This is a genomic window from Roseibium sediminicola (genome assembly GCF_023156505.1).
Lineage (GTDB): Bacteria > Pseudomonadota > Alphaproteobacteria > Rhizobiales > Stappiaceae > Roseibium > Roseibium sediminicola.
The window spans coordinates 121,415-144,816 of the sequence record NZ_JALNMJ010000011.1; the positions used below are offsets into that span (position 1 = coordinate 121,415).

Genomic DNA, 23,402 nt, shown 5'->3' on the forward strand with positions numbered 1-23,402 from the left:
ACACATCTTCGAAAGGTCCCCCGCTCAATGGTATTAGACGCGCGCTCCCCACGCCTCGCAGTGCTGATCGACGCCGACAATGCGTCGGCCAGGATTGTTGACGGGCTCTTTGACGAGATCGCGAAGATCGGCGAGGCAAGCGTTCGACGCATTTACGGCGACTTTTCCAGCCCGAGATCAAAAGCATGGATCGACGTTCTGGCCCGGCATGCCATCATTCCGCACCAGCAGTTCGCCTACACGACCGGCAAGAACGCCTCCGACATCACGCTGGTCATTGACGCGATGGACCTCTTGCTGAGCGGACGCTTCGACGGCTTTTGCCTGGTGTCCTCCGACAGCGATTTTACGCGGCTCGCTGCCCGTATTCGGGAACAGGGCGTCGATGTCTTCGGCTTCGGCGAGCAGAAGACGCCCGAGAGCTTCCGGCAGGCTTGCCGGCGGTTCACCTACACCGAGAACCTGCTCCCCGATTCCCCTGCAAACGCGGAGGCAGCGGGCAGCACATCAAAGCCGCTTCAATCGCCTAGCGCGGCAACGCCCATTATCCGGCGCGTTCTCGACCAGATGGAGACAGAAGACGGTTGGGCACCGCTTGGAGAAGTTGGAACGCATCTTGCCAACCTCTCATCGGATTTCGATCCGCGCAATTTCGGTTTCCGCAAGCTCAGCGATCTTGTCCGCAAGACCAACGCCTTCGAGATCGAGCATCCGGAGGGGCGATCCATCCGCATCCGCGAGAAGCCATCCCCGAAGAAAGCCTCGGCAAGACGGAAATCCTAACCGGCCTCCCGGTTGGACGGTTCGTGTCGGCTGTCCGGTTTGGCAGCACTTGACTGGGAAAGGAGGGGCGGATCGCTCGCTGGGCGGATGCCCTATGCATGAACGACCCGCCGACTCCCGGACGAGGATCAGGATTCCGGCAGGCTGGCTGGGTTGAAGTCGCACATCTCGGCCGCCTTGGCGAGGCTCTCTTTGAAGCCAACCGGCGAGAAGCGGCCGTAAAGCCAGGTCTCGCCGAGGCTTTCGCGTTCGACGGAAATGTCGACCGTTCGTTCCGCATTCGCCACCACGGCGATCATCTCTTTCACGAAACCACCGGTCATTGCGAGGCTGTTCGGGTCGGATTGGCCAACGGGGAACATCTCTTCGCCCAGCCAGATGTCTTCACCGTCAATCGTGATCTCGACGAGGTCGGTCTCGCTCCACGGATCTTCTTCATTGTCCGTGTAAGGCGCGTATTCGTAGCTGAAGCCCGCGTTGTAGCCCTTGGCATCGAAACTGAACTGCAAGGATCCGGACGTGTCGCGCGCCGCGGCATTGGTGTAGACGAGGCAGGTCCCGCCGATCCTGGCCGCCTCCCAGTCACCACTCGAAAATGTGGCCGCTGCCACAGGTGCCGACGCCGGCAGAAAGGCCAGCAACAGGGCATAAGGTCTTAAATTCATTCGATAGGTCTCCAAAAAGTTCTGAAATACGCAGCAAGGCTAAATGCCGACCCGCGTATGCGGCACGCATGCGGGAAAAGGTCCGATGCAGTTGCCGCGCCGCATGCTGACCGCTAACCGGTTTCCATTTGGTGTAACCGAAAGCGCGCTATTGATTTTTCCTGGCCGGCGCCTGCCACGCCCACCGCTTAATCCCGCCCCTCATCCCACGCCTTCAACTGCTCCACCGCAGACTTCGGCCCCAGTGTCAGCCGGTAGAAGTCAAACAACCCCGGTTTCACCGAGGCGAAGAAATAGCAGAAATGCAGCGGAAAGAACCGGTAGCGCAGGTAGCGGAACTTTTCCGGCGGCATCCGGTCGGGAATGCGCACGCTGTAGCGTCTCGGCTCCGGCCGCTTGCCGTCGGCCCTGGTGAGCGCGGCGTAGCGCGCCACCGGCGGCGTGCGGCCGCCGCAGAGCGGGTCGTGGGGTGAATAGAGATCCGTCCAGTCGACACCTGAGCGCGCGACACTTGCCATCGCCTCGCCGAATCCGTTCTGGGCGCCATAGCCGCCAAGGCAATCGAAGGCCGGCCCCAAGGTAACGAAGGCGAAGCCGCCCTTGCGTTTGACGATATCCGGGTTCCGGCGCAGCGCCGCGGCAAGGATATAGATCGCCACGAACGTCCCGCAGCTGTGCGAAGTGAAAACCAACTCCTCGTCCGCGTCTGCCTGTGCCTCCATGGCAACGATCTTGTCGGCGCAGTCTTCTATACGCGCCAGCATCGGGCCGTGTTCGCCGCGCGCCATGCGTGAAATGAAATGCCAGCTGTTGACCAGGTATCGGAAATAGCTTTTCGGCTCCAGGAATTGCTTGAGGGCATGCACCGCCGCCATCCAAAGGCCGCTGCCCGCCAGAAAAACCGCCCAGGAAACGGGGCCTTTATAGGGCTCCGGAGCCAAACCGGCCGCTGCCTCAAGCGCCGTGGGCGCCAGCAGAAGCGGTGGCAGCAGGCTGGTCATCAGGTAGAGCAGCAGGCCGACCGCCGGATAAAGACAGAACACCGCGTGGGCCCAATTGCTCTTCCACACCGCCCGATAGCCGCCGGCCCGGGCATAGAGAAAGAACGAGCGGATGGCATCCAGAACGGTGCGCGGCCAGATGCGTTCGAAATCCGGCCGGATCACATCCCGCCAGCCGAGCTGCACAAACCGCGTGTCGACATGGGCCTCAGGCCAATCCACCTGGCCGGCCCAGTAGGCCGAACCGTCTCCGGGATCGTTGCTTTCACTAAACGGGCCAAATGTTCCGTCCACCTTCCTGATCTTCAAGAAAGTGCCGAATTCCTTTTGGAACAGGGGGAAGCATTTGCGTACCGGACGCAGGTCGTAGCCCGGAAAGTAGAAGACCAGACGCTTGATGTTCTTTCTTATTGTCGTCCCCCACCCCAGCTGCCGATCTTGAACGCCGGACTTCAGCAAGTCGGCCGTCCTTTTAGCGCGGATGGCGCATAAGGCCAAATCTTCCGTTGCGGCCTGTGGAAACCAGTCTCCGGCGCAGGCCGGTCACGTCGCCATTTGGCCCACTGGACTTTCCCGCGCTCCTGATTATGCTGCACCCGCGAAAAGAACGGCCGATGCGGGAACAACGGCCGCGGGAGGACAAAACCATGAAGATCTGCCGGACCAGGGCGGAGCTGCGGCAGGCCGTGCGCGGCTGGAAGCTTGCGGGGGAAACGGTCGGGCTGGTGCCGACCATGGGTTATCTCCATGAGGGCCATCTCGGGCTGGTGCGCCTGGCGCGTGAAAAGGCCGACCGGGCCGTCACCACCATCTTTGTCAATCCGACCCAGTTCGGTCCGAACGAGGACCTCGACACCTATCCGCGCGACGAGGCGCGGGATCTGGCCCTGCTGGAAGCCGAAAACGTCGACGCGGTATTCATGCCGGATGTCACCGAGATGTACGGTGCCGGCGGAGACACCTTTGTCGAGGTGCCGGGCTTGTCCAGCATCCTGCAAGGGGCACTCAGGCCCGGTCATTTTCGCGGCGTTGCCACGGTGGTCACCAAGCTCTTCAACATCGCGACACCGGATTTCGCCGTCTTCGGTGAAAAGGATTATCAGCAGCTGACCCTGATCCGGCAGATGGTCCGCGATCTCGACATGCCGCTGGAAATTGTCGCGCACCCGACGGTGCGCGAAGCCGACGGATTGGCCATGTCCTCGCGCAATGTGCGCCTTTCCCCCGAGCACCGCCAGCAGGCGGTCGCACTGAGCCGGTCGCTGAGCGCCGCCGAGGCCCTGGCGACGTCCGGGCCTGAGATTGACGCGCTGGAGAAAGCTGTCCGCGCGGAGCTGGCCGAAGCCAGGGACGGCGACGTGCAAAGCGTCGATATCCGCGATGCGGAGACCCTTGCCGCGCTGTCCGGCCCGCTCAAACGCCCGGCGGTCGTGCTCCTGGCCGTGCGCTTCGGCGCCGTTCTCCTGATCGACCAGCGGGTGATTACGCCCAGATCCGTTCCCGGCGCCTGACCGGCCCCAGACTTTTCCCTGAAAGGATGCCCGATGAGCAGCCCGAAACCCGTCCGCCGCATCACCGCGCCGCAGATCACAAAGAAGAAGGGCGGTGAGCCGATCGTGTCGCTGACCTCCTATCACGCCCACACGGCGGCGATCGTCGACAGATATGCCGATTTCATCCTGGTCGGCGACAGTCTCGGCATGGTCATGCATGGCATGGAATCCACCGTCGGCGTGTCGCTCGACCTGATGATCATGCATGGCAAGGCGGTCGTGCGCGGCACCAGCCGGGCCCTGGTCGTGGTCGACATGCCTTTCGGCACCTATGAGGAAAGCCCGTCGGAAGCCTTCCGCAATGCCGCCCGAGTGATGAAGGAAACCCAGTGCGGCGCGGTCAAGCTGGAAGGCGGCACGCGCATGGCCGAGACCATCCGTTTCCTGACCGAGCGCGGTGTGCCGGTGATGGCCCATATCGGCCTGACACCGCAATCGGTCCATGTCATGGGCGGCTTCAAGACGCAAGGACGTCAGGAGAGTGACTGGGACCAGCACTTCGAGGATGCCAGGGCCGTCACGGAGGCCGGTGCCTTCGCCGTTGTGCTGGAGGGCATGGTCGAGCCGCTGGCCGCGCAGGTGACCAAGGAAATCCCGATCCCGACCATCGGCATCGGCGCCTCAGCCGAGTGCGACGGTCAGATCCTGGTGCTGGAAGACATGCTCGGCCTCAACCCGACCCCACCGAAATTCGTCAAGGTCTATGGCGATCTCGGCGGTCAGATCGAGGCGGCGGTCAAGGCCTATGCCGACGACGTCAAGGACCGCAGTTTTCCGGGCGAAGGGCAGGTCTACCGGTAAGGTGAGCCGACCGAGATGTCACCCCGGGTGAGCATCGCGAGACCCGGGGCCTACTCGCCACGCCGCTTGTCGAAGCAGATGCAAGGATCACCCAGGTGCCTCCTCCACAATGCTCAAGAAATGAGTGGGCCCCCGGATCTCCCTTCGATCGTCCTGGGTGACACTTGAGTTTGCCGCCGTTTTTTTGACAAAGCGCCTTCCCAGTCATTAAGACCAAACAGGTCAGCTCGACCCGAGCCAACGCGTTTTCCTGAAAAATGCGCAGCTTTGCCAATGTCATCTCTTGAAACAACACAACCTTTCCTAGAGTTGCATTGAACATTTCATCTTTTCGGTTGGCGACTTGTCATCCCATGCGCCAAATCACTAAACAAACCGAAATGCATTGTTTGCCGGTTTGGAAATTTTAATAAATAGTACTTCAAACTTTTCCTTCGAACTGAAGCGGGCCAATCGAGACTATTCGGTCACGGCTTCGATGAGCCGCCGCCGCAACGCGATTGTTGCGCTTTTGGCCGGTTGGTGAGGGATACACGCATGAATGCCCTGACGATCCTTACCTGCCTGATTTGCTGGCTGGTGGCCGCAAGTACCGGCGCGCGCGCGGACACGCTCCGCTTTGTCACGCTGAGCTATCCGCCATACGAATATGAGGAAGCAGACAAGGTCGACGGCATCGTCGTGCGCATCCTGCGTGAAGCCTTTTCACGGTTGGGGCATGAGTTGGAAATCGAGGTACTGCCCTGGAAACGCGCGCTGCTGATGGCGCGCCAGGGATCGGTTGACGGCATTTTCACCGTCTACAAGACCGAAGAACGACTGAAATTTCTCGACTACTCCGAAACAGTGGTGATGCCCCAGGTGGTTTCCATCTGGGCCCTGAAGGGCAGCAATGTGCCTTTCGACGGCACTATGGAGAGCCTGCACGATGTTCCCCTCGGTGTGGTGCACGGCGTCAGCTACGGCAAGATCGCGGACACCGCCATCGAAAACGGCACGCTCAAGCAGCTCGATTATGCACCCAACAGCGCACACAATATCAAGAAGCTTCTGGCAGGGCGCACGCTGGCGGTGATCATGAACCGCTACGGCGCGCTCTATCATTTGCGGCTCCAGAACGGCTTCGACAAGGTCGAGGAATTGCAGCCGGAAGTCTCCGCGGTGCCCTCCTATGTCGGCTTTTCAAAGGCCAGAAACCTCTCCGGGCTGCGCGATCAGTTCGATCAGGTCCTGCAAGCCATGATCACCTCCGGCGACTACCAGGACATCGTTGACGGATATTACCTGGATGCCCTGCCGGCATTGGACTTCTGATGCATATGAGAGATCAGGGTGCACCGATGAAGATCCCGGCATCACGGCACATTGAGATTGGGGGAACTGCCTCCCGCACCAGGATGGCAACAGCTTCGATCTGCAAGCCCTGCCCCACTGCCGGCGGCGCATCCTTCAAGGACCGGAGCATCCGGTGAGAGAGCTGGTAAAAGGCATCGGTGTTGCTGCCTTCTTGTTGTTTGCGGTTGCTTGCGCGCGCGCCGGACCGGTCAAGCTGGTGACGTTTGAATATCCGCCCTACGAATACTGGAACGGAACGCAGGCCGACGGCATCGTCGTTCGGATCGTGACCGAAGCCTTCGGGAAGCTGGGCCGTTCGGTGTCCATCCAGGTTCTGCCCTGGAAGCGGGCTTTGCATCTCGTCAAAACCGGTGAGGCGGATGCCATTTTCACGGCTTTCAAGACCGACGAGCGCGAGCAGTTTTTGGACTATTCGACCGTTGTTTTGATGCCTCAGGTGGTCTCTGTCTGGACCCGGAAAGACGCCGAAATCGGCTTCAACGGGTCGATGGAAAGCCTTGCCTGGACGGATATCGGCCTGGTGGAGGGAATAAGCTACGGACCGGTCGTCGATGCGGCTATCAAGGCGCGCCAGCTGAAATCGCTCGACTATGTACCTGAAAGTTCCAGCAACATCAGGCAGTTGCTTGGCGGTCGTGTCGACGCTGTTATCATGAACCGATACGGTGCCATGCATCACCTGAACCAGCTGAACGCATTGCCGGATGTGGTGGAACTGCAGCCGGAGATCTCGTCCGTACCGTCCTACATTGCCTATTCCAAAAAGGGCGGATCTGCCGAGCTGCGCGATGCTATTGATGATGTGCTTCAGCGTATGATTGCCTCGGGTGAATACAAGGCGATCATTGACGCCTATTTCAGGGAATGAGTCGGTTTCCGAAGAACCGCCGGGAGCAGGCTGATAGGTCGGCCCATCAGCCTGCTCCCGGCGCGTCTTCTGCAAACCTGGATAGATTTGATTAATGCAAGTCTTTACATTTGTATTTTTTCATATACTTGCCAGTTCAAAAAATAATTTTGTAATCATATTTTCAGATAAAGAATATTTATCGATCTTGTCAGAAAAATTTAATGTGAATTATTTGCGATCTGCGGCTAGCCTCGTTTGAATATTTTTCGCTGTGAGGAGGCAATCATGCTGAAGCTTGTCAAATTTATCGGAGTTGCAATCGTCGCCGCCGGTCTGTCCGTCGTAGCGCAGGCTGAAACCGTCAAACTGGTCACTCTGGAATATCCCCCTTACGAATATCAGGACGGAGACAAGGCCGACGGCATCGCCGTCAGGATTGTCCGGGAAGCCTTTAAGAAGATGGGCAAGGACGTCAGCATCGATGTGCTGCCCTGGAAACGGGCCCTGCACATGACCAAGACGGGTGAAGCCGACGCGATCTTCACCGCCTATAAGAACGACGAGCGGGTCACGTTCCTGGACTATTCGGAAACCGTGCTGATGCCGCAGGTGCTGTCGGTCTGGGTCAAGAAAGGCAATGACATTGCCTTTGACGGATCGATGGAGAGCATTGCTTCAGCCAAAATCGGCCTGGTCGACGGGATCAGCTACGGCGCCATGGTCGACGACGCAGTCAAGGCCGGTACACTGAAGTCGCTCGACTATGCCCCGGAAAGCTCCAACAACATCAAGAAGCTGATGGGTGGGCGCATCGATGCCGTCATCATGAACAAGTATGGCGCCATGCACCACCTGAAGCAGCAGAACGGCCTCGGCGATGTGGTCGAGCTGCAGCCGGAGATTTCCTCGGTGCCGTCCTATATCGCCTTTTCAAAGGCCAACAATCTCGCCGGCATGCGCGACGAGCTCGACGGCGTGCTTCAGGAGATGATCGCATCGGGCGAATATCAGGCCATCATCGACGCCTATTTTGCCGAGTGAGGGAGGCCTGTCCGCCCGCCTCCTTCCCGGAGACCGGGTCCTGAAGGATGGACCGGACTTAAAGAGCGCCCTGACTTCTGAGGCATTCCGGCCAAGTAGGCCGGCGCGGTCAGGAGCCACAACACCTGAAAAACGGCGGCCGAGGGTCGCCGTTTCCTTTTCCAGACGTTCCCTCAGGCGAGGAGCGCGTCGCTTTGCGGGCCGAGGTCGAGACCGACAATGACCGGATCGTGGTCGGAGGCCGCGAAAGGATCGTCGTTGTAGAAGTCCGGATTGTTGAAGTCCTGGTCGTAGTTCAGGAGGTCCGGCTCATCGGCGTTGATGTGCCATTCGGTCAGGCCGGTGACCTGGCCGGCCAGCGAGCCGGAGGCCAGCGCCTGGTCGAGCGTGCCCTGCTGACCGTCGAAGACGTAGCTGTAGGCGTCTTCCTGGCCGAGGAACTGATCGATCAGGTCGGTGTAGCCGGCCCCGTCGCGAACAGCCTGGACCGGGTCCTCCTCGGCATAGGCGTTGAAGTCGCCCATCAGCAGGTAATCCGCATCGGCCTTGCCGAGACCTGCGAGCGTATCGGCATAGGCACCGTCCAGATAGGCCGCCAACTCGCTGGCAGCATCCGCGCGGACCTGGTTCCAGAAACCCTGGCCATTGCCCTGATCGAAATTCGGATCCGCGATCAGCGCATCCAGCGCAGCCTGGACCGCCGCCACCTCGCCCGCCGGAACCGAACCGCCGTCAAGCGCCGCCTGCACGCCGTCCGCGAGATCCTGCAGATTGCTGTCGCCCTTGGACTTGAAGTGGTTGGAGACAATCGTGAAGACTTCGCCATTGGCGTCCTCGAAAGTCGCGATCGTTGCCGGGCGGTTGCGCTGGAAATCGCCGACCCGGTCACTGGACGAGACATAGGTGTTCAGGAATTCGGCGATGGCATAAGTGTCCGCCGCCGACGCTTCCTCAAACACCAGCGCTTCCGCATGGACCAGCGTCAGCTTGGTCGTGTCGTAGACCATGCCGGTCATGATTGCGTCGGTTCCGAGGAAACCGTCGCCGCCGAGCGGATTGGCGTAGTCGTAGACCGCTCCGGTTCCGTCCGCCAGGGCTTTGGCATTCAGGGCATCGACCAGGGTGGCGATCGCCGACGCCTCGCCGAAGCCGTTGTTCTCGATCTCCTGAAGCGCGAAGACTTCCGCTTCCGTGCGCACCATCGCCTCGACGATCTTGGCGGTCTGCCGGTCGAATTCGGCCTGGTTGTCGGCCCCGCGCGGGTTGAGATCGCCGTTCGGTCCGGTGCCGCCGGAAAAGGTGGTGAAGTAGTTCAGCACGTTGAAGCTGGCCACCTGGATTTCGCCGCCGACATCGTCCGGCATGTCCTGGCGGGCGCCGGAATTGGTTGCCTCGTCAATGTCGAGCGTGCCGTCGACCAGCACCTTGAACTCGCCGAACTCGTAGGTCAGAACGCCTTCGATCGCCGAGTTCATTTCCGCGCCGAGCCGCAGCGTCGGACCGTCGACGGTGAAATCGTCACCGGCGCTGAGGATGCCGTCGCCGTCGTCACCGGCGGTGGTGTTGGCGACATAGCTGTAGCTGTCCGGGTTCTGGCTGGAGGTCCCGTCGGTGATCACCAGACGGTTGTTCATGTTGCCTTCGATATGCGCGGCAATCTCGTCCGCCTGGGTCTGCGCATCGTAAAGCTGGGTTGCCTGGGTCTGCGCGCCGGCACTGACCGTGATGTCGCCAAAGCGGTCGAAGTTGAAGTTCTCGATGATGGTCACCCGCTCGTTTTCGATGCCCGAGGTGACCGAGATGCGCATGCCCTCATATTGCTCGTAATTGGTTGCGGCCTTAGACAGCTGGATGCTTGCCGCCGTCGGCAGCGTTGTGCTGCCGGTCTTGGTGATCTCGGCGCTGCCGAGCTGGGTCATGCCGAAGAACTCCTCGACGGTACCGGCAACGTCGACCACGTCTCCAACGACCACAGTCGGTGCGCCGCCGGTGAACACAAAGATGCCCTCCGAGGTCAGCGCATCGCCATCGGCGTCCGCATCCTCTTCCTGCAGGAAGAAGCCGTTGCCGGTGGTGTAGGTGACCACGGCGGAGACCAGCACGTAATCGCCGACGAGCAGGCTGGCCGAGCCGGTGCCCTGGATCTCGGAAATGAACCGCGCCGTCGGCTCGCCGCCGCCACCACCACCGTCATTGGCCGCGCCCTTGGTTTCCGTGGCCGGGTCGTTCCAGGAGCCGTCGTCGCTGCGTTGCAGGGACTGGCCGACCGGTGTGGAGTTGCTCTCGGAGACACCTATATCCGTGGAGGTGACTTCCGTACCGGCGATGGTCGTGGTGATGGTGCCTTCGTAAGTCAGGAACTCGACCACCCCGGTGCCGTTCACCAGGGCGACCCCATCCGGCGCACCGTTCTGGATGCCGTTCGCGGGCAGATCCCAGACGTAATAATCATAGCTGCCGTCGGTGGTCATGGTCAGGGTCGAGAGATCGGCGCTGTTGTAGCTGGCGCCGCCATTGCCGTTGATCAGCTGGACTTGAAGACCGCTGACATCGGCATCCGCATTGACTCGGATTTCGACGAACTCGCCGGTGTCGTTGCCGTCATTGTCGTAATGAAGTTCGTTGATGCGCGCTTCCGTGAGTGGCCCGGTGCCACCGCCATTTTCCGCGCCCTTGGTTTCCGGCGCGGCCTCGCTCCAGGAGCCGTCATCATTGCGCTGCAGGGAGTCGCCGGCCGCCGTGCCGCTGTCCTCGGCAACGCCGACATCCGTGGACGTAACCTCGACACCGGCTATGGTGGTGGTGATTTCGCCTTCATAGGACAGAAACTCGACCACCTCGCCATCATTCACCAGCGCGATGCCGTCGGGCGCGCCATTTTGAATACCGTTCGAAGGCAGATCCCAGACGTAGTAATCGTAAGTACCGTCGGTGGTCATGGTCAGCCCGGAAACGGCGGCGAGATTGTACTCGGCGCCGCCATTGCCATTGATCAGGCGCACGTCCAGGGCCGAGACATCGGCGCCGGCATTGACGCGGATCTCGACGAATTCGCCTGTGTCTGAACCGGCATTGTCGTAGTGGAATTCGTTGATCCGGGCATTGAGCTCGACACCCGGCGCTTCGTTGGCGGCGCCCTTGGTCGCGGCCGCCGCCTCGTTCCAGGTCCCGTCCTCATTGCGCTGGAGCGAATGGCCCGTTTCGGTGCCGCCATTCTCAGCGACGCCGACGTCGGTCGAGGTGACGGTCTGGCCATCGATCACCGTTTCGATTTCGCCTTCGTAGCTCAGAAATTCCAGAACCGAACCGCCATTGACGAGGGCGATGCCATCCGGCGCGCCATTCTGCAGGCCGTTTGCCGGCAGGTCCCAGACGTAATAGTCGTAAGTGCCGTCCGTGGTCATCGTCAGGCTGGAAACGTCAACGCGATTGTATTCCGAGCCGTTGGAGCCGTTGATCAAACCGATCTGCAGGAACGAAATATCGTCTCCGGCGGCAGTACGGATCTCGACAAATTCGCCGGTATCCGTGCCGGCATTGTCGTAATGGAATTCGTTGATGCGGGCATCCACGTCCGGAATTTCGACCACGTCTGTGACCGTGACGGTCAGGTCCTGGCTGTCCGTGGCGCCTTCGGTGTCCGTCGCGGTGACGATCAGGTCATAGGCATTGTCGCCATCCAAATCCGCCGGCGCTTCAAAATCCGGCGCGTCGCGGAATCGGATCTCGCCGGTTGCCTCATCGATGGTGAAGAGGCCGGCATCGTCACCGGAGAGCGAGAAGCTGATGCCGTCGCTGTCAACGTCGCTGGCGGCTGCGAGCGCAACCACGTCCGTGCCGTTCTCGGCAAAATCGACTTCGGAGGCCAGCTCCAGATCAGGGGCATCGTTGGTGCCGGTGACCGTCACGCTGACCGTGGCGGTGGTGCTGCCGCCGCGGCCGTCATCGACGGTGTAGGTGAAGGTGTCGGCGACGGTTTCCCCCTCTTTCAGCGTATCGAAAACACCGGCCGGGCTGTACATCACAGTGCCGTCGACAACGGAGATCAATGCGCCCAGGCTGCTCAGCGCGTCGACCCGGGTGATGGTCAGCGTATCGCCGTCAAAATCAGTGTCATTGGCCAGCAGGTCGTCGAAAGACAGGGTCAGGCTCGTGTCTTCATCCGTGGCGGCAGCATCGTCGAGCGCCAGCACCTTATTGTTCCGGCCGTCGAGATAAAGCGTGTAGTTTTCCTCGGCGAAATGCAGCGCCTCGACGTTTCTCAGGTAGTCGACTTCCACCGGTCGGCCAGTGTCGCCGAAGCGGGTGACGATGGCGGTGGTGGAGAACCAGCCGCGGCACAGATTGACATCATAGTCGAAGATCGAGCCGTCGAACGCGGCGGTGTCGAAACCGCGGCCGCCATCGATAAAGTCGTTGCCGGCACCGCCATCGATCCAGTCATTGCCGCGGCCCGCAAAGATGGTGTCGTTGCCGCCCCTGCCGTAGATCTCGTCGTCGCCGCCGAAACCAAAAATGAAGTCGGACCAGTTGCTGCCCATCAGAAGATTGGAGCGATGATCGCCGAAAACGAACCCGAAGCGGAAATGCCAAGTCATGTGAATCTTCCCCAAACTGCGGACCAAATCTGGGGCGGTTGGTAGTCCATGCCCCGTGTCAACTTCGTGTCAGTTTTCTGACATTTGACCACATGGACAAGAGAATTTTAGCCGGGAAAATAATGCTTTAGCCGTAAAATAATCAGAATAGCTCAACAGTTGCCTCTGCGTTCAGGCAGCGATGCGCTTACCAAGCAACTGGCAAATATGCGATTTTTCGCAGCGTCATTCTTACGCATGCGTTATGCGACTTAAAGTTTTCTAAACAAAAAATACAACTGAAAAAATTTTTACAGGGTGGAAAAAATCGCCACCCCCATCAGCACAACCATGCTGTTTGAATCAAAAGAGGGCCGCATTGCGGCCCTCCCATGAGATCGACGTGACACATTGTCCGGATCAAATCCCAGCGAAACCGTTCAATACCAGAGGCTGCTCCAGAACCGAACCATTCCGCCCAGACACATGGGCCACGTTCGAATACTCATTAGACATGGGCACACCTCCTTTCAGTTGTTGACAATGGAATTAATGTGAGACCGCAGGTACAGTTTCACAAGCCCAAAAAGCGGTCTCTCCCGCACAAGGCTTGCGCAAAGTGGTCCGCTGTTACTTTGCGGCAACAGCGCCTTCCGCGATCGACAGGAACATCAGGTCGAGCTCTGTCGCCAGCTCCGCCAGCGCCTCGCCGCCCTCGTCCATGTAGGGAGCGAACACAAAGCTCGGCATTTTCCAGGACAAAGTCGCCGTGCCGTCGCCATTGTCAGTGACGTAAAACCGGATGGGTGCCTCGATGCCCGCCGCGACGGATGCTTCCAGCATGCGCACCGCGTAGTCATTGCGGTACACGCCGATGACCATGTTGCCGGGAATGGTGAGGCCGCGTCCCTTAGCGCCGGCCGACGCGCTTGCTTGGGTGATCAGTCCCATCTTGTCCGCTTTGACGGCCGCTTTCAGGTCCTCGACCAGGGCCTGGAACGCCTTATCGGTCGGCACGACCTGCCAGCCCTCCCGGTCGGGCAGGCTGCCGGCCCGGGCCAGCCCGGAAACAGCGAACGCCATCACCACACAAAAAACCAGAAAACGCATGTTCCTTCTCCCGCAATACGACGCTCCGATTGCGGGAAATCTAGCCGGGTTCCGCTCACAGGCCGCTCACAATGCGGTGTGGGCGTTTGGAGGACGAAAGGTTTGGCTCTCAGCCCATGCCCAGCTTCAAGCGCAGACGGGTCCCGGCAAGGCTGCCGAGAAAGCCGAAGACCAGCCAGAGCCAGCCGTGGAGCGATCCGGAGACCAGGCCGCCGAGATAGGCGCCGATATTGCAGCCATAGGCAAGGCGCGCGCCATAGCCCATCAGCAGACCGCCGGCGATCGCCGTCAGGACATCTCGGCGGCTGAGCTGCCAGACCGGCGCAAACCGGCCCGCCAGGGCTGCGGCCACCATTGCTCCCAGGATCACGCCGAAATCCATGACCGACGTAGTGTCGCGCAGAACGGAGTTTTCCAGGGCGGCGGGCTGCCAGGTCCAATAGGGCCAGTTCTCGACCGGGACGCCGATGAACTGGAAGAGTTTGGCCCCCCAGAGCGCAAAGGCTGAGGTGATGCCCCAGGGCCGGCCGACCACGACAAAGGTGGCGATGCCGACCATGGCGAGCATGATCGCGCCCAGCATCGGCGACCAAGGCCCCTTGAGCAGCGACTCGGTTGGGCGCGGCGGCGCGATGCCGCCATGCGCCTTCCGTTCGATCCAGACGGTAAGAAGCGCCAGCCCGCCCAGCACCAGAGCCGTCAGCAGGAAAGCGCCGTGGGGACCGAATTCCCGGATCAGGGACACCGACGGCAGTTTCGGCAAGCGCCCCCAGAGATGGACATGGGCAGTGGCGGCAACCGACCCCAGGATAAACGCCGCCAGCGTGATCATCATTCGTGTCGATCCGCCGCCGGCGGTGAACAATGTGCCCGAGCCGCAGCCGCCGCCCAGTTGCATGCCGGCCCCGAACATGAATGCGCCCAGCGCCGCGGCAATGCCGAAGGGAAAGACAAAGCCACCGGTCGGCCAGCCAAAGCCCGCGCCCCAGGCAATCAGCGGAAAGGACACCGCGCTGGTGAGCAGGATCAGGACGAATTGCGCCCGCAGGCCGCCGCCGCGCTTTTCCGTGACAATCCGCCTCCAGGCGGCCGTGAAACCGAAGCTGGCATGATAAAGAGACAGGCCGGCGACGCCGCCGATCAGAACAGCGACAGCTTGCCGCAGGCCGGCCTCGCCATAGGCGCCGACGGCGATCAGCACCAGCAGGCCTCCGGCGATGGCCGCCACCACAATCTGCGATTTCTGAACCGTCATGGTCATCCTGATGCGTTATTGAAGCCCTACGCTTTGAGGGCGTGTGTTCGTTATCGCCCTTATGATACGGGCCTTTCCGGCGATCAAGAGAAGGGCCGGCAGGCCCGCGCTCGAATTCGGCCATAATTTCGCGACGAACTTACCTTCTGATCGCCTACACATTGCCAACACCTTTTTGTGTTTTGCAGTTCAAGTGAAGCCTGCGGAATTTTAGCGGTAGAGATTCATCGGCTGACTGTGCGTCTTGCGCCGCCTATTCGCGGTACTCGGCGGTCCAGCCCGAAAAACAAAAAGGCCAGTTATGCGACTGAGCGATCAATTCGGCTACGACCTTACCCTGACGGACAAGGACGCCCTTGCGGCCTGGAACGAAACCGTCCGGGCCTTCCTCGCCCACGGCAAGACCACGCCAACCCATCTCGAAACCTGCCTCACGCTTGCCCCCGACTTCGCGCTTGCACACGCCGCACGCGGCCTGTTCTGCCTGCTACTTGGGCGCAAGGAGCTTTACCACACCGCCCGCGAATGCCTGTCGATCGCCCGGGCCTCCGCAAAGGAACGGCCGTTGACGGACCGGGAAACGGCTATCGTCGATGCGCTGGATGCCTGGCTGCAGGGCTTCCCGAGCCGGTCCGCGGACCTTCTCGATGCTTCGCTCGTCAAGGTGCCCGAGGACACGCTGACCATGAAGCTGGTGCATGCCATCCGCTTTGTACTCGGCGATTCCGTCGGCATGCGCCAATCCATCGAGCGGGTTTTTTCCGCCTATTCCGAACATCACCCCGGTTATGGCTATCTCATGGGCTGCCGGGCGTTTTCCCTTGAAGAAACCGGCGAATACCGTCTGGCGGAAGCTTCCGGTCGCCGGGGGCTGGAATTTGCCCGCGACGATGCCTGGGGCCTGCACGCGGTCGCCCATGTCCACGACATGACCGGCCGCTCGGAGGAAGGCGCAGGCTGGCTCGAGAACCATCCAGACGGCTGGGCCCATTGCAACAATTTCGGCTATCACGTCTGGTGGCACCTGGCTCTGATGTATCTGGACCAGGGCGAAGCGGACAAGGCGCTGGCCCTCTACGACACCGACATCCGCAAGGACAAGACGGACGACTACCGCGACATCTCCAACGCGGCTTCCCTGCTGGTTCGGCTGGAGCTGGATGGTGTCGATACAGGCTCGCGCTGGGACGAGCTGGCGCTGCTGTCGGACAAGCGCGCCGAGGACGGCTGCAACGTCTTTGCCGATCTCCACTACCTGCTGGCGCTTTTGAATGGCGGCCGCCGCATGGGCGCCGACCGCCTGCTGGCCGGTCTGAAACAGCGCGCGCAAAGCGAAACGGATATCGGCCGCATCACGGCGGAAGCCGGCTTGCCAACCGGTCTCGGCCTGGAGCAGTACAGGAAAGGCAATTACGCCTCCGCCTTCACGCTGCTGACCTCCGCCAGGGACAATCTCTATCTGGTGGGCGGCTCGCATGCCCAGCGCGACGTCTTCGAGCGCATTACCATTGACGCGGCGCTCCGGGCCGGATTGCCGGGCGATGCCGAACGGCTTATCAAGAGCCGCAGTCAAAAGCGCGGCGCCCTCGACCGGTTTGCCGAACAACGCCTTGATACCTGCGAAAAAATGCATCGGGCCCAAGAGGTCATGCAAGACAAGAAACTCAGGGCCACCGGCTCGGTCTGACCTTTTCCGGTCCGGCAAGCGACATATTCTGGAACCAACGTGAACGCGCATCCGCAAACGAAACGCCCCCGTGACCCGCGCCTGGATTTTTTCCGCGGGCTCGGCATGTTCATCATCTATATTGCTCATCTGCCCAACAACTGGTGGACCCTGTGGATCCCGGCGCGGTTCGGTTTTTCCGACGCCACGGAGATCTTCGTGTTCTGCTCGGGCATGGCTTCGGCGCTCGCCTTCGGCAAGATCTTCGACATTCACGGCTGGAGCATGGGCGCGGCGCGCATCCTGCACCGCATGTGGCAGGTCTACTGGGCTCATATCGGCCAGTTCCTGGTGATCGCCGTCGGTCTGGTGATGCTGCATGAAAGCAACTTCCTGAACGAGTGCTGCGGCCTGACACAGGACTATGTCGGCTCGCTCAATCTCTGGCACCTTTTCAACAGGACCGAAGTGGCTTTGCCCGGCCTGATGACGCTCACCTGGGTGCCGAACTATTTCGACATCCTGCCGATGTATGTGGTGATTCTGGCGCTGATCCCGGTGATCATGCTGGCGGCCCGGATCTCGGTCAAAGCCGCCTTTGCCGTCTCGATCGGCCTCTGGCTGGCCTCCCAGTTCGACCTGCTCAGCCTGCCGGCGGAGCCCTGGTCCGACCGGGAATGGTTCTTCAATCCGTTCGCCTGGCAGATGCTGTTCTTCACCGGTTTTGCCTTCATGCGCGGCTGGATCCCGGCACCGCCGGTGAACCGGGGCCTGGTCATCTTCTGTATTGCCATCATGCTGGTCACGGTCCCCTTTGCCTATTTCCGGGTCTATGGCGAATACCACCTGGACTGGGTCTGGGCGCGCGAAGTGCGCGAAGCCATCCGGCCGCTGTGGATCAAGACCGAGTTCGGCCTGTTCCGCTATCTCCACTTCCTGGCGCTGGCTTATGTCGCCTGGGTCGCGGCCGGCGAACATGGCAGGCGCCTGCTCGGGCATGGCGCCCTCTGGGGTCGGTTTGTCGTGATCGTTCAAAAGGTCGGCCAGCAGTCCCTGCCGGTCTTCATGGCCAGCCTCGTGATCGCCCAGGCGGCCGGTCTGCTGCGCGACATGGTCTGGGGCCGGGGCGACTGGATCCCGCAGATCCTGTCCAACCTGCTCGGCTTCCTTGCCCTGATCGCGGTGGCTTATGTAGCCGGCTGGTACAAGAGCCAACCCTGGCGCAAACCGCCGGCGACCCCGACCTCCGGTCCGTCCGAGCGGCCGAGGACACCGCCCGCAGATGATGGCGACCAACTTGCCAGGTCGAAAACGGGCACGCGGGAACCGGCCCTGACCTAACGGGCAACGTTCCGACGCCAGACACAAAAACACCGGCCGAAAGGCCGGTGTTTGCGTTTTTCATCCGGACAGTCTGGCCGCTTAATGCAGCGAAGCCATCTCGAGATCCGCTTCAAACGCGTTGGCGACCGCGGCTTCGCGGCTGTCCGCAAGCAGGATCGGCGTCCCGTCCGCGTTCAAAAGCGCATAAAGCGTCATGTTGTCATGCAGCGGCGGCACGTCCGGGAACATTTCCCGAAGATCGCGTGCCTTGATCGGCTTGATATAGGCAATGTCGCCCGTGCCGAGTTCGGTCAACTCGTCAACCGTCATGATTTCGGCGAGATCTGCATTGTCTGCCCACCAGGGGCTATTGGGGTCGTGCATCAGTCTTCTCCATCTGTTGGCCGACGAGGGTCTATTCGCCGCTGGAGATTTCTATTTTTCTTATGACACGTTCGGGTTCCGGACGTGCCAGGTCGATGGACAGAAGCCCATCTTTCAGGTCGGCTCCGAGGATCTCGATCCCCTCGGCCAGGACAAAGGCCCGCTGAAACTGGCGGGCGGCAATGCCGCGATGCAGGTACTGGCGGGTCTTGTCGTCGACCTGCCGGCCGCGGATCACCAGCTGGCTCTCTTCCACGGAGACGTCCAACTGATCCCTGGTAAATCCGGCCACAGCCAGTGTGATCCGGATGATGTCGCCCTGACCTTCAGACTTCGGAAGTCTTTCGATGTTGTAGGGCGGGTAACCGTCATTGGCGGCCTTGGAGACGCGATCGAGCACGCGCTCGATATCGTCGAACCCGAGCATAAACGGGCTAGAAAACGCTGACATGCGTGACATCCTCAAAGTCCTTGGCGAAGCGACCTTGCGCCCGGACCCTTTTTAGGCATCCGGACCGGAACCAACCGGCTCCGTTCATGATTAAATATGGAGCTTCGTTAAAATTGATTCAAGGAGTCGGGTTTTCCGGGCGTTTACCTGTCAACCTTCTGTGAATTGTTCACCTGTCCGAAGTCAAAACAGGGTTTTGTTTCAAGAACCTCGCCAGGGCGGAGATTGCCTGGCGCAATTCCGGCCCGTGACGTTCATCCTGGTGCATGACCAGCCATCGTTCCGTTTTCAGCTTCTCGATCGGATCGGAAATACGCATGAGGTCTGAAAATCCGTCGCCGACAAAACACGGAAACAGCATCTTCACATGGCCGCTGCGCACCAGGGACAGTGCCAGGGACCCCTTGTTGACCGTGATCACGGCGTCACCGCCATGATTTTCCTTTAGCCAAAGCCCCGTCGGCGAATTGGCGTCGTCTTCCACAAGGCCGGCCCAGGAGAGCGGCGTATCCCGGGGCACGGCCCGTGACTGATAAACGGCATAGTCCACATGACCGACCTTTCGGCCCGCGAGCCAGGCCTGTTTCGGCCTGGCATTGCGCACGCCGATATCGATCTGGCGCCTTGCGATGTCACGGCTTTTCAAGTCCGCGAGAAACTCCGGCGTCCAGTCGGCATCCGGTTGCCAGAACTTGTCGATATGACCGATGAGCAAGCGCGTGGTCCAGTCGCCTGCGGAAATCCGGATCCGGCGGCGGGTCCGGCCACCATCTTTCCAGGTAGCGATCGCACTGGCGACCTCTTCCATGTCTTCCAGGTGGCGCAGCAGATCATGAGCCGCCGCCGTCAACCGGTAGCCGCGCGCCTCCCGTTCCACCAGGCGAACGTTCAGATCCCTTTCCAGCGCCGTGACCCGCCGCCCGAGAGTCGCGGCGCTGACGCCGGTCGCCTGGGCTGCGCCGGCCAGCCCCCCTGCTCTGGCAACGGCCAGGAACAAGCGCAGATCTTCCCAATCGATATTTCGTTTCATTTTTGAAATCTCGATTTCAATTAGAAAACATGGAAATAAGCCACATGCATGAGAGTATCTGCAGATCACTTCCACTAGCAATCAAAATTGAAGGGAGCGGCAGATGCTCATTCCCTATTCCCTGCCTCTGGAGACAAGGGGTAAAGCCGGAGCCACGCGGCGATGGAACGATCCGGTTCGCGGCCTCTATCCGCACCACGCGGAGTTCTGGCCGGCGGACATCCCCGAACATCACCTGCTGTGGCAGCGGCACTTGCGGCTGGTGCGAAAGCGCAGGCGGCTGGTGATCCTCAAGGCGCTGCGCTGGTGTTTCGGCCGCTCAAGGGACCGACGGCAAAGCGGGGCGGTGACACCGCCCCGCGCCCGCGAAACGTCCTGCAAAGCTTACCGGTGCGAAGCACCGTTTTCCATTGCGGCCCCCGGTTCCGTCCGGATCACTCAGCCGTTGTCAGCAGCCGGCTGCCGTGGGGATTGTCGATGACCATCTTCCAGCTGCCGTCCGGCTGACGGCGCAGGACGGCAACGGACAACCCTTCTCCGGTTACCGCCTTGCCGTCCGGGGCCGTGCCGGTCATCTGCCAAGGGGCGATATGAACCGCGATGTCGCCCTCGACGATCACCTCGTGACCGGAATAACTGAATTTCGGCGACAGGCTTTGAAACTCCTGAAACAGCTTCCGGGAGAGAGCGCTGTCGGAGACAGGCTGACCGGGCTCAAAGGCAATGCTCTGCGCGGGCTCGTAGGTCTGCATGACCGCATCAATGTCGCCCTTTTCGAACGAGTAGGTCATGGACTGGATGAGGGAAAGAACGTCTTTTTGGACGGGAGTCATGTCGTTGGTTCCTTCTGCATGGATCGGGGTTGCAAGGGTCGTCAGGGCGGCGGCGGCCGCCAGGCCGGTGTGCTTGAGGATGCGCATTGAAGTCATGCCTTTGTTCAGGCAAAGCGGTGCCAGTCCCGCTTGAAGCCAAGAGGGTTGAGGGTTGAAATGTCTGGCAGTTCTGCCGGTCGGGGCCCTTAGAGCGGCGGCGACAGAATTTGGGTGAGCTGGGAGCGGATCTCGGTCGGGCAGCGCTGCCACGGCACAGCGCGCTGGAGTTCAAAGGTCTTCAGGCTGTCGATCACCGATCCAATGCGTTTTCTGACCCCGGCATAGTCCTCTGGGGCACCAGCCGAATTGGGCGTCTGACCTGGCCTGATCCGTCCGGAGGAAATGCCGGCAGGCAGGCGGCGCGGGCAGCTGCATTTCGCCCTGTCACTGACCAGGCCGCAATGATCGGAGGTAAAGGCCATGACCTCGCCACGCGCACGCGACAACCGTTTGCGGTAGGCCGCTGGTGTCAGGTCGAGGATTTCCGAGGCCTCGCCGTGATCCAGTTCGAAGATATCACCAAGCACGTAGGCCAGGCGCAGGTCCATGGAGAGGCACAGCAGCATCGCCATAGTGCAGGAGACCCGCAGCTCGTTCAAAAGCAGCGCCTCGTCCGGGGCTTCCGGCGGATCGGCCACAAGGCCGGTTTCCAGGTCGGCGGCAAAGGCCTCGAAGGTCAGGCCGAGGTCCCGGTCGCGGATCTTCTTGGCGCCAACGAGATAGCGGACCGCCACCCGGTAGACCCAGGTGGAAAAGGCACTGTCGCCGCGAAAGGTCGACAGCTTGGTCAGGACCAGGATCAGTATTTCCTGCGTTGCCTCAATTGCATCTTCCGGATCGACCAGAATGCGCCGCGCCAGGTGGTGGATCTGGTCCTGGACACCGGAAAGAACGTCCTCCAGTGCCTGCCGGTCGCCCTCCTGCGCTTTCCTGATCCTGTCTGCCGAAATCGAGATTGCCGTCATCATCTGCCGTCCTTGTTTGCCGTTTATACTGTTAGAGGCACGGGTGACGGAATGTGTGACATGTTTTTTTGATCATAGGCCTGCTTGCGCGATCCGGCGCGGCGCGCCATCTTGGCGCGCTTCCCGATTTTTCACCTTTCAACAACCGAGCTTTTTGATGACCCGTGACGAGTTTGACGCCTTCTGCAAAACCCTGGCCGCGACCAGCCATGTCATCCAATGGGGCAATGCCTCCGTCTGGAAGGTCGGCGGCAAGATCTTCGCGATCTGTTCGGGCTGGGGCGAAGGCGATCATCCCCGGTTCAGCTTCAAATGCTCCGACATCTCCTACGCGCTTCTCATTCAGCAGGACGGCTTGATCCCGGCCCCTTATCTGGCGCGGGCCAAATGGGTGCAGCTGGAAAAGGAAGGCGCCATGTCGGACGAGGACCTCAAGGCCTATATCGTTGCCGCGCACAAGATCATCGCGGGCAAGCTGACCAAGAAACAGCAGAAGGAGCTGGGTCTTGCCGGTTGACTTTTCCGGCAAGTGGCGCTCGCTCGGCCTGTTGATGCTGGCCGAGATCGCCGGCATGAGTCTGTGGTTCATGTCCGCGGCGATCCTACCGGACCTGACCCGGGAATTCGCCATCTCCGAATTCGCCCAGGCGGCGCTTTCCAGCGCCGTTCAGATCGGCTTCGTGGTCGGAGCCGTCACCTCGGCACTGCTTGGCCTGGCGGACCGGATCGATCCCAGGCGCTTCTTCGCGGTCAGCGCCATTCTCGCGGCGGTCTTCAATGCCAGCCTGCTTGTGTTCGAGCCCGGCGGCGCGATCACCATTTTCGCCAGATTTGCCACTGGCGCCCTTTTGGCCGGTGTCTATCCGGTCGGCATGAAGATCGCCGTCGGCTGGGGCCAGAAGGACCGCGGATTGCTGGTCGGCACGCTGGTCGGTGCGCTGACCTTCGGCTCGGCGGCGCCACATCTGTTGGCGCTGCTCGGTGGCGCGGACTGGCGCTGGAGCCTGAGTGTCGCCTCGCTTGCAGCGGCCTCCGGCGGTGTCCTGTGCCTGTTTGTCGGCCTCGGCCCCTTCCACGCAAAAGCACCGCGCATGAAGATCGGCGCAATCCTGACGGCCTGGACCGACCGCAAGATCCGCTATGCCTATGCCGGCTATCTCGGCCATATGTGGGAGCTTTACGCCATGTGGGCCTGGATCGGCGTGGCGCTGACTGTTTCTTTTTCAGCCCATATGCCGCTAGGTGAGGCCGTCGCCTTCTCCCGGCTGATCGCCTTTCTGGCAATCGCGGCCGGTGGTGCCGCCTGCATTGTCGCAGGGCTGGCAGCCGACCGGATCGGCAAGGCCAACATCGCCATTCTGGCCATGGCCGTCAGCGGCACGGCGGCGCTCGCCTCTGCGCTCACCTTCGGTGGTCCGGTCTGGCTGACGGTGGTCTGCGTTCTGGTGTGGGGCGCGGCGATCCTGCCGGATTCGGCACAATTCTCCGCGCTGGTCGCGGATTTCGCGCCACCGGACCAGGCCGGCAGCCTGATGACGTTCCAGACGGCGCTCGGTTTCGCCCTGACCTTTTTCACGGTCCAGCTGACCCCGCTCGGCGCCGAGCTGATCGGCTGGCCGGGCGTCTTCGCGGTGATGGCCATTGGCCCCGCGCTCGGCATTTTGGGAATGTTGAAGCTGAAAATGCGATGAGCCGGGCTAGGCTGTAGTTAAACCGCCT

The 23,402-nt window shown here is 61.0% G+C and carries 20 protein-coding genes; 10 read left to right on the forward strand and 10 right to left on the reverse strand.

The genetic code is table 11. The features are described from left to right. The first annotated feature begins 27 nt into the window (after window positions 1-27). The gene (locus tag M0H32_RS16495; protein ID WP_248155962.1) at window positions 28-783 is read left to right on the forward strand and encodes an NYN domain-containing protein; all 756 of its coding nucleotides are present in this window, start codon (window positions 28-30) and stop codon (window positions 781-783) included. 128 nt (window positions 784-911) lie between these two features. Here M0H32_RS16495 and M0H32_RS16500 read toward each other — a convergent pair whose 3' ends face one another. Beyond that, complete coding sequence (locus tag M0H32_RS16500) at window positions 912-1,448, reverse strand: hypothetical protein (protein ID WP_248155964.1); 537 nt, start codon at window positions 1,446-1,448, stop codon at window positions 912-914. Between the two features lie 188 nt (window positions 1,449-1,636). Next, window positions 1,637-2,743, reverse strand: a complete 1,107-nt coding sequence (locus tag M0H32_RS16505) for a hypothetical protein (protein ID WP_248155966.1) — start codon at window positions 2,741-2,743, stop codon at window positions 1,637-1,639. A 353-nt stretch (window positions 2,744-3,096) separates the two neighbouring features. Between M0H32_RS16505 and panC the strand changes: the two genes are divergently transcribed. From panC to M0H32_RS16530, 5 genes are all read left to right on the forward strand, one after another. Continuing rightward, complete coding sequence (gene panC / locus M0H32_RS16510; RefSeq protein WP_248155968.1) at window positions 3,097-3,960, forward strand: pantoate--beta-alanine ligase; 864 nt, start codon at window positions 3,097-3,099, stop codon at window positions 3,958-3,960. 33 nt (window positions 3,961-3,993) lie between these two features. Further along, entirely contained in the window at window positions 3,994-4,803 is an 810-nt protein-coding gene (gene panB, locus M0H32_RS16515; protein WP_248155970.1) for a 3-methyl-2-oxobutanoate hydroxymethyltransferase, read from the forward strand. 537 nt (window positions 4,804-5,340) lie between these two features. Then, window positions 5,341-6,117, forward strand: coding sequence for a substrate-binding periplasmic protein (locus tag M0H32_RS16520; protein ID WP_248155972.1), 777 nt, complete (start codon window positions 5,341-5,343; stop codon window positions 6,115-6,117). A 154-nt stretch (window positions 6,118-6,271) separates the two neighbouring features. Beyond that, window positions 6,272-7,027, forward strand: a complete 756-nt coding sequence (locus M0H32_RS16525; protein ID WP_248155974.1) for a substrate-binding periplasmic protein — start codon at window positions 6,272-6,274, stop codon at window positions 7,025-7,027. Window positions 7,028-7,294: 267 nt separating this feature from the next. Next, entirely contained in the window at window positions 7,295-8,050 is a 756-nt protein-coding gene (locus M0H32_RS16530; RefSeq protein ID WP_248155976.1) for a substrate-binding periplasmic protein, read from the forward strand. Window positions 8,051-8,223: 173 nt separating this feature from the next. Here M0H32_RS16530 and M0H32_RS16535 read toward each other — a convergent pair whose 3' ends face one another. The 3 genes from M0H32_RS16535 to M0H32_RS16545 form a co-directional block, all read right to left on the reverse strand. Next, window positions 8,224-12,648: an ExeM/NucH family extracellular endonuclease gene (locus M0H32_RS16535; RefSeq protein ID WP_248155978.1), complete on the reverse strand. Its 4,425-nt coding sequence runs from the start codon at window positions 12,646-12,648 to the stop codon at window positions 8,224-8,226. A gap of 609 nt (window positions 12,649-13,257) precedes the next feature. Continuing rightward, window positions 13,258-13,737: a DUF302 domain-containing protein gene (locus tag M0H32_RS16540; protein ID WP_248155980.1), complete on the reverse strand. Its 480-nt coding sequence runs from the start codon at window positions 13,735-13,737 to the stop codon at window positions 13,258-13,260. Between the two features lie 109 nt (window positions 13,738-13,846). Next, window positions 13,847-14,998, reverse strand: coding sequence for a YeeE/YedE family protein (locus M0H32_RS16545; RefSeq protein WP_248155982.1), 1,152 nt, complete (start codon window positions 14,996-14,998; stop codon window positions 13,847-13,849). A 295-nt stretch (window positions 14,999-15,293) separates the two neighbouring features. On the opposite strand from M0H32_RS16545, the gene M0H32_RS16550 reads away from it, so the two are divergent. Both M0H32_RS16550 and M0H32_RS16555 read left to right on the forward strand, forming a co-directional pair. After that, window positions 15,294-16,679, forward strand: coding sequence for a tetratricopeptide repeat protein (locus M0H32_RS16550; RefSeq protein ID WP_248155984.1), 1,386 nt, complete (start codon window positions 15,294-15,296; stop codon window positions 16,677-16,679). Window positions 16,680-16,718: 39 nt separating this feature from the next. Then, window positions 16,719-17,999: an OpgC family protein gene (locus M0H32_RS16555; protein ID WP_425607329.1), complete on the forward strand. Its 1,281-nt coding sequence runs from the start codon at window positions 16,719-16,721 to the stop codon at window positions 17,997-17,999. Window positions 18,000-18,080: 81 nt separating this feature from the next. Here the strand turns inward: M0H32_RS16555 and M0H32_RS16560 are convergent, their stop codons facing one another. The 5 genes from M0H32_RS16560 to M0H32_RS16580 all read right to left on the reverse strand — a co-directional run bounded on the left by M0H32_RS16560 (window position 18,081) and on the right by M0H32_RS16580 (window position 21,686). Further along, window positions 18,081-18,365 (reverse strand): BQ00720 family protein, encoded by a 285-nt coding sequence (locus M0H32_RS16560; protein ID WP_248155986.1) that lies wholly within the window; start codon window positions 18,363-18,365, stop codon window positions 18,081-18,083. 31 nt (window positions 18,366-18,396) lie between these two features. Beyond that, window positions 18,397-18,825 carry an Hsp20 family protein gene (locus M0H32_RS16565; RefSeq protein WP_094073631.1) on the reverse strand — a complete coding sequence of 143 codons (429 nt, stop codon included), beginning with the start codon at window positions 18,823-18,825 and terminating at the stop codon, window positions 18,397-18,399. Window positions 18,826-18,985: 160 nt separating this feature from the next. Next, the gene (locus tag M0H32_RS16570) at window positions 18,986-19,846 is read right to left on the reverse strand and encodes a LysR family transcriptional regulator (protein WP_248155988.1); all 861 of its coding nucleotides are present in this window, start codon (window positions 19,844-19,846) and stop codon (window positions 18,986-18,988) included. 434 nt (window positions 19,847-20,280) lie between these two features. Then, window positions 20,281-20,775 (reverse strand): YybH family protein, encoded by a 495-nt coding sequence (locus M0H32_RS16575; protein ID WP_248155990.1) that lies wholly within the window; start codon window positions 20,773-20,775, stop codon window positions 20,281-20,283. Between the two features lie 89 nt (window positions 20,776-20,864). Further along, window positions 20,865-21,686 carry an RNA polymerase sigma factor gene (locus M0H32_RS16580; protein ID WP_248155992.1) on the reverse strand — a complete coding sequence of 274 codons (822 nt, stop codon included), beginning with the start codon at window positions 21,684-21,686 and terminating at the stop codon, window positions 20,865-20,867. Between the two features lie 154 nt (window positions 21,687-21,840). Here M0H32_RS16580 and M0H32_RS16585 point away from each other — a divergent pair, with 154 nt between their 5' ends. Together M0H32_RS16585 and M0H32_RS16590 are read left to right on the forward strand one after the other, a co-directional pair. After that, window positions 21,841-22,200: an MmcQ/YjbR family DNA-binding protein gene (locus M0H32_RS16585; RefSeq protein WP_248155993.1), complete on the forward strand. Its 360-nt coding sequence runs from the start codon at window positions 21,841-21,843 to the stop codon at window positions 22,198-22,200. Beyond that, a complete protein-coding gene (locus M0H32_RS16590; RefSeq protein ID WP_248155995.1) occupies window positions 22,190-23,374 on the forward strand; it encodes an MFS transporter in 1,185 nt (394 codons plus the stop codon). The genes M0H32_RS16585 and M0H32_RS16590 overlap by 11 nt, the downstream gene beginning before the upstream one ends. Window positions 23,375-23,402: the final 28 nt, after the last annotated feature.

What these genes read in the sequence shown, in the direction of transcription:
- M0H32_RS16530 (WP_248155976.1), top strand. Translation starts at nt 7,295, where the DNA reads ATGCTGAAGCTTGTCAAATTTATCGGAGTTGCAATCGTCGCCGCCGGT.
- M0H32_RS16550 (WP_248155984.1), top strand. Translation starts at nt 15,294, where the DNA reads ATGCGACTGAGCGATCAATTCGGCTACGACCTTACCCTGACGGACAAG.
- M0H32_RS16540 (WP_248155980.1), bottom strand. Translation starts at nt 13,737, where the DNA reads ATGCGTTTTCTGGTTTTTTGTGTGGTGATGGCGTTCGCTGTTTCCGGG.
- M0H32_RS16565 (WP_094073631.1), bottom strand. Translation starts at nt 18,825, where the DNA reads ATGTCACGCATGTCAGCGTTTTCTAGCCCGTTTATGCTCGGGTTCGAC.
- M0H32_RS16580 (WP_248155992.1), bottom strand. Translation starts at nt 21,686, where the DNA reads ATGATGACGGCAATCTCGATTTCGGCAGACAGGATCAGGAAAGCGCAG.
- M0H32_RS16570 (WP_248155988.1), bottom strand. Translation starts at nt 19,846, where the DNA reads ATGAAACGAAATATCGATTGGGAAGATCTGCGCTTGTTCCTGGCCGTT.
- M0H32_RS16585 (WP_248155993.1), top strand. Translation starts at nt 21,841, where the DNA reads ATGACCCGTGACGAGTTTGACGCCTTCTGCAAAACCCTGGCCGCGACC.
- M0H32_RS16575 (WP_248155990.1), bottom strand. Translation starts at nt 20,775, where the DNA reads ATGACTTCAATGCGCATCCTCAAGCACACCGGCCTGGCGGCCGCCGCC.
- M0H32_RS16545 (WP_248155982.1), bottom strand. Translation starts at nt 14,998, where the DNA reads ATGACCATGACGGTTCAGAAATCGCAGATTGTGGTGGCGGCCATCGCC.
- panB (WP_248155970.1), top strand. Translation starts at nt 3,994, where the DNA reads ATGAGCAGCCCGAAACCCGTCCGCCGCATCACCGCGCCGCAGATCACA.
- M0H32_RS16560 (WP_248155986.1), bottom strand. Translation starts at nt 18,365, where the DNA reads ATGCACGACCCCAATAGCCCCTGGTGGGCAGACAATGCAGATCTCGCC.
- M0H32_RS16520 (WP_248155972.1), top strand. Translation starts at nt 5,341, where the DNA reads ATGAATGCCCTGACGATCCTTACCTGCCTGATTTGCTGGCTGGTGGCC.
- M0H32_RS16535 (WP_248155978.1), bottom strand. Translation starts at nt 12,648, where the DNA reads ATGACTTGGCATTTCCGCTTCGGGTTCGTTTTCGGCGATCATCGCTCC.
- M0H32_RS16500 (WP_248155964.1), bottom strand. Translation starts at nt 1,448, where the DNA reads ATGAATTTAAGACCTTATGCCCTGTTGCTGGCCTTTCTGCCGGCGTCG.
- panC (WP_248155968.1), top strand. Translation starts at nt 3,097, where the DNA reads ATGAAGATCTGCCGGACCAGGGCGGAGCTGCGGCAGGCCGTGCGCGGC.
- M0H32_RS16495 (WP_248155962.1), top strand. Translation starts at nt 28, where the DNA reads ATGGTATTAGACGCGCGCTCCCCACGCCTCGCAGTGCTGATCGACGCC.